This is a genomic window from Thermoflavimicrobium dichotomicum, from assembly GCF_900114055.1.
Taxonomy (GTDB): Bacteria; Bacillota; Bacilli; order Thermoactinomycetales; family Thermoactinomycetaceae; genus Thermoflavimicrobium; species Thermoflavimicrobium dichotomicum.
In genome coordinates this window covers 1-2108 of sequence record NZ_FORR01000056.1, presented here as the reverse complement: position 1 = coordinate 2108, position 2108 = coordinate 1, and the positions used below count along the sequence as shown (strand labels likewise).

1 protein-coding gene is annotated in these 2108 nt (G+C 45.8%); it reads right to left on the bottom strand.

The window, feature by feature from the left end:
• The coding region (locus tag BMZ78_RS18270) for a non-ribosomal peptide synthetase (RefSeq protein WP_139203373.1) at positions 1–2108 on the bottom strand (2108 nt) is incomplete at both ends.

Sequence of the window (2108 nt, the reverse complement as noted above, 5' to 3'; positions counted from 1 at the left end):
TCCTTCATATTGAGCTTTAATTGTTCCTGATGGAGTCGTGCCGCGATTTGGATCGCTTTAATCGAGTCGCCACCCAGTTCAAAGAAATTGTCATGGATTCCAACCCGATCTACTTTTAAGACCTCTTGCCAAATGTCCGCCAAGATTTTTTCCTTCTTACTGGTCGGTGCCACATACCCGGTTCCGGTTTGTACCTTTTCTGGTGCCGGCAAGGCTCGGCGATCCAGTTTGCCATTGGGGGTCAAAGGCAATTTTTCTAATTGGACAAAATAAGAGGGAAGCATATGGTCTGGTAAGAATTGAGCCAAGTGTTGTCGCATCTCTGAAACCGTCCATGCTCCTTCAATAACAAGATAAGCACAAAGTGAAGCATGACGATGACCTTCTTTTCGTGCGATGACTGCCGCTTCTTTGACTTGTGGATGTTCAAGCAATTTGCTTTTAATTTCGCCTAACTCCACTCGGAATCCACGAATCTTAACTTGTTCATCAGCTCTTCCCAGATATTCAATCTCTCCATTCGGCAGCCAACGAGCCAAATCCCCTGTCCGGTACATCCGCTCACCGGGAACAAAAGGATTCTCTACGAACCGTTCTGCGGTTAACTCCGGACGATTCAAATACCCTCGCGCGACCCCATCACCGCTAATGTAAAGTTCACCAATCACTCCAACTGGCAGCAACTGTTGATTCACATCGAGCACATACGCCTGTAGTGTGGGTAATGGACGCCCAATGTTACTGATATTCAGCTCGAGATCCTCCGGTGTTAATTCCTTATAAGTCGCATAGATGGAGGTTTCCGTCGGCCCATACATATTAATGAACTTCGTGTGTGGGTACTTCGCTTTCCATGGCTTGAGTTGCATCGGATAAAGAGCCTCGCCCACAAAAATGATCGAGTGAACAGATAAATCCTTCGCTTCATGCTCCATTTCTTCGTCAGAAAGAGGAGTGAAGGCAGATGGGGTTTGACACAACACGGTCACTTTCTCCTTCTTCAGTAGAGCACGAAATTGTTTGGGGTCTCGGGCAACATGCTTTGGAACGATAACCAATTTTCCTCCATACAGCAGGGCACCAAGCATTTCCCACACCGATACATCGAAGCAATAGGAATGGAATTGTGTCCACACATCTTGATCTGTAAAGTGATAGAGATTCCGATCATTGATCAAAAGACGTACGACACTTCGATGCTCAACCATTACCCCTTTGGGCTTACCTGTGGAACCAGAGGTATAAATGACATACGCCAGATCATGGGATTGACTGACTTCCCCCAAATTGCTAACTTCTTCATCATTTCCATGAACCTCTTTTAACAGCAGCGCTTTTCCTCCATAAGAAGCAGGAAGCATCTCCCATTTCTGAACGAGCAACCATTTCGCTCCACTATCTTCTAACATATAAAGGATGCGCTCTTCGGGATAATCCGGATCAATCGGTACATAAGCGGCACCTGATTTTAAGATACCGAGAATCCCAATCATCATCTCAACCGAACGATCAGTGAGTAAGCCCACCACGCTTTTTGGACCCGCTCCCTGTTTTCGCAACACACGAGCCACTTGATTGGCTCGTTCATTCAACTCCCGATAAGTGAGCGATTCCCCTGCGCACACGACTGCAATTTGATCTGGTGTTTTCTCTACTTGCTCTTCAAATAAGGCATGAATCGTTTTTTCACTTGGATAGTTTGCTTGTGTGTCATTAAAGACTTGGAATATCTGGACTTTTTCTTCTTCGGTTACTAATTGAATCTCCCTTAGCAGCAGGTCTGGATTTGCCGCCACTTGTGCCAAAATATAGGCAAAGTGCTTCGTCATCCGTTCAATGGTTTCCCGTTTAAAGAGCGCCGTACTATACTCCACCGTAAAGTGAAGGGTGTCTCTCTCCATCCCATACCAACTGAGATCAAACTTGGCATTTTTCCATGTCCATTCATAAGGACGCAGGATCAATCCCGGAATGTTCAAGTTAGCAGATTCCATATTCTGCCAGGCAAATAAGGTATCAAAGAGCGGATTTCGACTCAGGTCACGCTGGACATCCAACTTCTCCACAAGCTCTTCAAATGGATACTCACTGTTTTCGTAGGCTTGCAG